5 protein-coding genes and 3 pseudogenes are annotated in these 6,549 nt (G+C 73.2%); 6 read left to right on the forward strand and 2 right to left on the reverse strand.

The window, feature by feature from the left end:
• Positions 1 to 230 (reverse strand): annotated as a pseudogene (locus tag AC2W7J_RS14205) (hypothetical protein); the annotation flags it as partial.
• Between the two features lie 47 nt (positions 231 to 277).
• A pseudogene (locus AC2W7J_RS14210) lies at positions 278 to 1,464 on the reverse strand (MMPL family transporter).
• A gap of 315 nt (positions 1,465 to 1,779) precedes the next feature.
• On the opposite strand from AC2W7J_RS14210, the gene AC2W7J_RS14215 reads away from it, so the two are divergent.
• From AC2W7J_RS14215 to rpsT, 6 genes and pseudogenes are all read left to right on the forward strand, one after another.
• Positions 1,780 to 2,064 (forward strand): DEAD/DEAH box helicase, encoded by a 285-nt coding sequence (locus AC2W7J_RS14215; RefSeq protein ID WP_485983174.1) that lies wholly within the window; start codon positions 1,780 to 1,782, stop codon positions 2,062 to 2,064.
• Positions 2,040 to 4,013 (forward strand): ATP-dependent DNA helicase, encoded by a 1,974-nt coding sequence (locus AC2W7J_RS14220; RefSeq protein ID WP_485983176.1) that lies wholly within the window; start codon positions 2,040 to 2,042, stop codon positions 4,011 to 4,013. The genes AC2W7J_RS14215 and AC2W7J_RS14220 overlap by 25 nt, the downstream gene beginning before the upstream one ends.
• A 10-nt stretch (positions 4,014 to 4,023) precedes the next feature.
• Positions 4,024 to 4,998: an aldo/keto reductase gene (locus tag AC2W7J_RS14225; protein WP_255183749.1), complete on the forward strand. Its 975-nt coding sequence runs from the start codon at positions 4,024 to 4,026 to the stop codon at positions 4,996 to 4,998.
• 65 nt (positions 4,999 to 5,063) lie between these two features.
• Positions 5,064 to 5,660 (forward strand): annotated as a pseudogene (gene holA / locus AC2W7J_RS14230) (DNA polymerase III subunit delta); the annotation flags it as partial.
• Between the two features lie 109 nt (positions 5,661 to 5,769).
• The gene (locus AC2W7J_RS14235) at positions 5,770 to 5,961 is read left to right on the forward strand and encodes a DNA polymerase III subunit delta (RefSeq protein ID WP_485983178.1); all 192 of its coding nucleotides are present in this window, start codon (positions 5,770 to 5,772) and stop codon (positions 5,959 to 5,961) included.
• A 144-nt stretch (positions 5,962 to 6,105) separates the two neighbouring features.
• Positions 6,106 to 6,366 (forward strand): 30S ribosomal protein S20, encoded by a 261-nt coding sequence (gene rpsT / locus AC2W7J_RS14240; protein WP_192910458.1) that lies wholly within the window; start codon positions 6,106 to 6,108, stop codon positions 6,364 to 6,366.
• Positions 6,367 to 6,549: the final 183 nt, after the last annotated feature.

Consider the following 6,549-nt stretch of genomic DNA (forward strand, 5'->3'; position numbering starts at 1 on the left):
CGCGGTGCGCAGGTCGCCTCGCGAGCTCGAGGCTCGCCGGGCTGCCGGGCGCCGGGCTCGCCGATGACCGTGAGCCGGGCCAGCCCCTGCCCGTCGGTGCCGGAGGGCGCGACGGTGGTCACGCCCGGCACGGACTCGACGGCGGTGGTCACGGCGTCGGTCTTGTCGGCATCCGTCGTGATGACGAAGGGAGCCGCGGAACCGGCCGGGAAGTGCTCACCGACCGTCACGAGACCGTCTGCGGACTCCGACGCGGTGCGGAAGGAGTCGGCCTGACTCAGCCCGACCCGGGCGCCGAGCAGGCCGGAGGCGAGGACGACGAGGACGGCGAGACGCCGGCGAGGAAGACCGCGGGGCGACGCACGACGCTGCGGGCGACGCGCGCCCAGATGCCCTCGTGCGACAGGTCGTCGCCGGGGCGGGGGACGAAGGGCCAGAAGACCTGTCGGCCGACGAGCGCGAGTGCCGCGGGCAGCACGAGGACGACCGCGGCGAGGGCGATGACGAGGCCGACGGCGGAGGCCAGCCCGAGCCGCGGGTGCCCGGGACGGCGGCGAGCAGGAGGGTTGCCAGGGCGAGCACGACGGTCGCATTGCTCGCGACGATGGCCGACACGGTGGCCCGCCACGCGGCGCGCAGCGCGACGCGGTGGTCGTTGTGCTCGTGCAGCTCCTCGCGGTAGCGCGAGATGAGCAGGAGGGCGTAGTTGGCCCCCGCGCCGAAGACGAGGACGGAGACGATGCCTGCGTCGAAGGGGAGGCCGCTTGCCTCCCCGACGGCAGCGGTCACCCGCCCGGCCACCTGGTCGGCGATGCCGACGACGGCGAGCGGGACGAGCCACAGGACGGGGGAGCGGTAGGTGAGCAGGAGCAGCAGCGCGACGACCCCGATGGTCACCGCGAGGAGGGTGAAGTCGGCGCCGTCGAAGGCCGAGGCGATGTCGGCGCCGAAGGCCGGGCCGCCGGTCACCTGCACGTCGAGCTCGGCCGGTGCGTGGTCGGCCACCTCGGCGCGCAGATCCTCGATGGTCGCGACCTGGGTGGCGCTGTCCTCGCTCACCTCGACGGGCACGGTGACCGTCGCGGCCATCCCGTCCTCGCTCACCTGCGGGTGCGCCCTGCCGGCGCCGAGGTCGGCCGCCAGCTTGCCGAGGGCGCGCTCGTCGGCGCTCGTCAGGCGGGCGTCGCCCCCCTTCGTCGCGACGAGCAGGACGGGAGCGGTGTCGCTGCCGGGGAAGCCCTCGAGCTGCTCCGCCACGACCGCCGACTCCGCCGACGCCGGATAGGCATCACCCCGCGGCGGCGCCTCCGCCGACCCCAACAGCGCCGACGCCAGCCCCACGACGAGCACGGCGAGGACGAGCACGAGTGACGCCCCCCGCCGGCCGAGGATGCGCTGGACGAAGGGAGCACGGGTGGACACGGGAGAAGGCTGGGATGGCGCTGGACGCAGGGAGGTCGACATGCCATCCAGTTCACCGGCGAAGGGGGTCCCGCCACATCGCGCACGAGGTTGGTCCTGCGATCAACCTTTCGGTGGATGCCACGACGCACACGGAGCGGACGGCAGGGGAGGTCGGCGCAGCATCAAGCCGAAGTCGAAGACGACAACGCACCCACACGACAAGGAAGGACTTCGGCAGCGCGCCGGCCTTCCGTGCCGGGAGCGGGGGCGAGCGCCAGCCTCCTTCGTCGGGAGCGCCGGGAGCGGGAGGCAACGCCGGACACGAGCTGTGGATGGCCCGCCGTGATCGTCGGTGGGGGCGCATAGGGTGGAGCGGTGTCGTCGTCCGTGGAGTCCTTGCTCGCCGCTGCTGTCGGGGGAGTGGGTGGCTCGACCCGACCGGGCCAGGTCGAGATGGCCACGGCGGTGGCCCGGGCGATCGAGACCGAGAAGCACCTGCTCGTGCAGGCCGGCACCGGCACCGGCAAGTCGCTGGCCTATCTCGTGCCGGCGGTCGAGCACGCACAGCGGGTGGGCAAGCCGGCGGTCGTCGCGACGGCGACCCTCGCGCTGCAGGGCAGATCGTCGACCGCGACATGCCGCGCCTGGCCGACGCCCTGACGCCGCACCTGAAGCGGCGTCCGACCTACGCGATCGTCAAGGGCCGGCGCAACTACGTGTGCAAGCACAAGATCGAGGGCGGCTTCCCCGACGACGAGGACGGCCTCTTCGACGTGGGCGAGGCCGACGCGCAGGCCGGCTGGCTCGGCAAGGAGGTCGTCCGGGTCCGCGAGTGGGCCGACGAGACCGAGTCGGGCGACCGCGACGAGCTCGTGCCCGGTGTCTCGGAGAAGGCCTGGCGCCAGGTGTCGGTCTCGGCGCAGGAGTGCCTCGGCTCCAAGTGCCCGATGGTCGCTGAGTGCTTCGTCGAGCGCTCGCGCGAGGCGGCCAAGGACGTCGACGTCATCGTCACCAACCACTCCTTCATGGCGATCGACGCCTTCGAGGGGCGTCCGATGCTCCCCGACCACGACGTGCTCGTCGTCGACGAGGCCCACGAGCTCGTCGACCGGGTGACCTCTACGGTCACCGACGAGCTCGCGCCCGGCGGGCTGCGGGCGGCGGCCAAGCGGGCCCGCAAGTTCGCCGACTCGTCCGAGGTCCTCGACGACCTCGGGTCGGATCTCGAGGCCGTGCTCGAGGAGGCGCCCGAGGGCGCCTGGCCACCGGCATCCCCGACGCGCTCGCCGCCGTGCTCGGCCGCTGCCGGGGACGTCGCCCGCTCGCTCCTGACGGAGATGAAGCCGCCGAAGGGGGAGCAGGTCGACGGCACCCGTCAGGTCGCCCTCGTCGCCGTCGAGGAGGTCCACGACACCGCGGCCCGGATGCTCGAGGAGCACGTGCTCGACGTCATCTGGGTCAGCCGCGACCTGCGACGCGGCCCGCTGCTGCGCGTGGCGCCGATGAGCGTCGCGATGCGTATGCGCGAGCGGATCTTCGGCACCGGGGCCAGCGACGATGACGAGGGGGTGCGCGACCGCACGGTCGTGCTCACCTCGGCGACCCTCGAGCTCGGCGGCACCTTCGACGCCGTCGCCGGCACGCTCGGGCTGCGTGGGCCGGGAGCACCCGAGTGGACCGGCCTGGACGTCGGGTCCCCCTTCGACTACGCCCAGCAGGGCATCGCCTACGTCGCCGAGCACCTGCCGGCGCCGGGGCGCGACGGGCTGGCCCCGCAGACCCTCGACGAGATCGAGGCCCTCGTGCGGGCCGCCGGTGGCCGCACGCTTGGGCTCTTCTCGTCGATGCGCGCGGCCAAGGAGGCGACCGAGGCGATGCGCGAGCGTCTCGGCGACGACGTCCCGGTGCTGTGCCAGGGCGAGGACATGATCGGCACCCTCGTGCGCGACTTCGCCCGCGACCCGCGCACGATCCTCTTCGGCACGCTCACGCTGTGGCAGGGCGTCGACGTCCCCGGCAGCAGCTGTCAGCTCGTGCTCATCGACCGCATCCCCTTCCCGCGACCCGACGACCCGCTCTCCTCGGCGCGCACCCAGGAGATCGCCCGGCGCGGGGGCAACGGCTTCATGGCCGTCTCCGCCACCCACGCGGCGCTCCGCCTGGCCCAGGGCGCCGGGCGGCTGATCCGCCGCGGGGACGACCGGGGCGTCGTCGCCTTCCTCGACCACCGGATGATCAAGGCGCGCTACGCGGGCTTCCTCCAGCGCTCGCTGCCGCCCTTCTGGCCGACGACCGACCGCGATCTCGTGCTCGGTGCGCTGCGCCGGCTTGACCAGATCGCGCCCCCGCCGCAGCCGGTCGCCGAGCCCGGCCGGCGCGGCATGACCGGCCAGGCGAGCGCGCCGGTCGCCGACCCCGGTCCGGCCGACGGGGCGCGCACGGCCGTCGTCCGTGGCGAGGGCTGGTCCGCCCAGGACGACGACGAGCTGCGCGACGGGGTCGACCTCGGGCTGCCCCTGACCGAGCTCGCCGAGTCCCTCGACCGCGACGAGGACGCCGTCGCCGCCCGGGCCCAGACGCTCGGTCTGGCTGTCCCACCCCGCGGCTAGCCTGTCGCCCATGGAACTTCGTCGTCTCGGCCGCTCCGGTCTCACCGTCTCCGCCGTCGGGCTGGGGTGCAACAACCTCGGCCGCGAGGGCACCGCCAGCCGGACCCAGGAGGGGTCGGACGCGGTCGTGCACGCCGCGCTCGATGCGGGCATCACCCTCTTCGACGTCGCCGACACCTACGGCGCCGAGCCCGGCCTCTCCGAGACCATGCTCGGCCGGGCCCTGGGCAGCCGCCGCGACGAGGTCGTCGTCGCGACGAAGTTCGGCATGGACGTGCGCGGGGCCAACGGCCCCGACTTCGGTGCCCGCGGGTCGCGGCGCTACATCACGACCGCGGTCGAGGCCTCCCTTCGTCGGCTCGGCACGGACCGCATCGACCTCTACCAGCTGCACACGCCCGACCCGCTGACCCCCGTCGAGGAGACGCTCGACGCGCTCGACGACCTCGTGCGCGCGGGCAAGGTGCGCTACATCGGCCACTCCAACCTCGCCGGCTGGCAGATCGCCGACGCCGAGCACACCGCGCGCGCCCGCGGGGGAGCGCGCTTCATCTCGAGCCAGAGCCACTACAACCTCCTCGATCGCCGGGCCGAGCTCGAGGTGACCCCGGCGGCCGAGCACTTCGGGCTCGGTGTGCTGCCCTACTTCCCGCTCGCCAGCGGGCTGCTCACCGGCAAGTACTCGTCGGGCTCAGCGCCCGAGGGCAGCCGGCTGACCCACTCGCGCCAGTACCTGCTCGAGGAGGCCGACCTCGACCAGCTGCGTGCCTTCGGCGACTACGCCCGGGCCCGTGACCTCACCGAGCTCGAGGTCGCCTTCTCGTGGCTCGCCTCGCGCCCGGCCGTCACGAGTGTCATCGCCGGCGCGACCCGCCCGGAGCAGATCGCGGCCAATGCCGCGGCCGTCTCCTGGGTGCCGACCCCCGACGACGAGGCCGAGCTCGACGAGATCTTCCCGACGGTGCCGCGGGTGGCCCTGTTTTGAGCACGCCCCCCTTCGTCCTCGTCCAGGGACCCGAGACGGTGCTCGCGGACCGTGCCGTCGAGCAGGTGATCGCCGACGTGCGGGTGACCTCGCCCGAGCTCGAGGTCGTCACCCTGCGGGCCGAGGGCTACGAGGAGGGCGCGCTCACCGTCCAGGCCGGCCCCTCGCTCTTCGGCGAGGACAAGCTCATCGTCGTGCGCGACCTGCACCAGGCGCCCGACGCGCTGCAGGTCGACCTGCTCGCCTACCTCGCCGACCCCGAGGACTCGGTGACCCTCGTCGTCACCCATGCCTCGGGCAACAAGGGCAAGAAGGTGCTCGACACGCTCAAGAAGGCCAAGGCGCTCGTGCTCGAGGCCCCGGCGATCAAAAGCGACCGCGACAAGGCCGACTTCGTGACCAACGAGTTCCGCCGCAGCCGTCGCAAGGCGACGAGCGAGGCCGTCCAGGCCCTCGTCGAGGCGGTCGGCAAGGACGTGCGCGAGCTCGCCTCCGCCTGCCAGCAGCTCGTCGACGACACGACCGGCACGATCGACGCCGATGTCGTCGAGCGCTACCACGGGGGTCGGGTCGAGGCGACGGGGTTCAAGGTCGCCGATGCCGCGGTCGCCGGGCAGACCGGCGAGGCGCTGCGGCTGCTGCGCCATGCGGTCAACGTCGGCGTCGACCCGGTGCCGATCGTCGCCGTCCTCGCCCAGCAGCTGCGCCAGCTCGCCAAGGTCGGGGGGAGCGGGCCGTGGCCGCAGCGCCGACCTGGCCCGAGACCTCGGCATGGCGCCCTGGCAGGTCGACAAGGCACGCCGTTCGCTCCAGGGCTGGACGGGTGCCGGGCTGGGCCGCAGCATCCAGGCCGTCGCGGCCGCCGACTTCGAGGTCAAGGGCGGCGGACGCGACCCCGTCTACGCCGTCGAGAAGGCGATCCTGACGATCACCCGCGAGTTTGGCCGCGACCGGAGCCGCTGATAGATTTGTCGCTTGCGTGCGCGCATGGTCGTGCGCGCACGACAGCACGACCCAGGGCGTCTCTCCCACGGTGTCCCCACGCCGGTCCCGAGACGTCTTGCCGCCCTCTAACGGCAACCTTCGACCGAACCAGAAAGAACTCTCGTGGCAAACATCAAGTCCCAGATCAAGCGCGTCAAGACGAACGCCGCCCGGACCGAGCGCAACCGCGCCTACAAGTCCGAGCTGCGCACGTGGATCCGCAAGGTCCGCACGGCCGCCGACGCCGGCGACGCCGAGGCTGCCCAGGCTGCCCTCGTCACCGCCGGCAAGAAGCTCGACAAGGCCGTGAGCAAGGGTGTCATCCACGCCAACCAGGCCGCCAACAAGAAGTCGGCCCTGGCCAAGCGCGTCAACTCGCTCTGAGCTGACAACCTGTCGAAGGGGGCCGGTCACCGCGAGGTGACCGGCCCCCTTCGCCGTGTCCGCACGTCGTCGAGGACGGGCGGTCACACGGGGTCGTCGTCGTAGTCGCGGCCGGACGCGACCGCCCGCACCGCCTCGACGACGGCGTCGAAGACCCGCTCGTCGGAGGACCGTGCCCTCCCG

It is taken from the genome of Janibacter sp. CFPM2_SD2 (assembly GCF_057364645.1).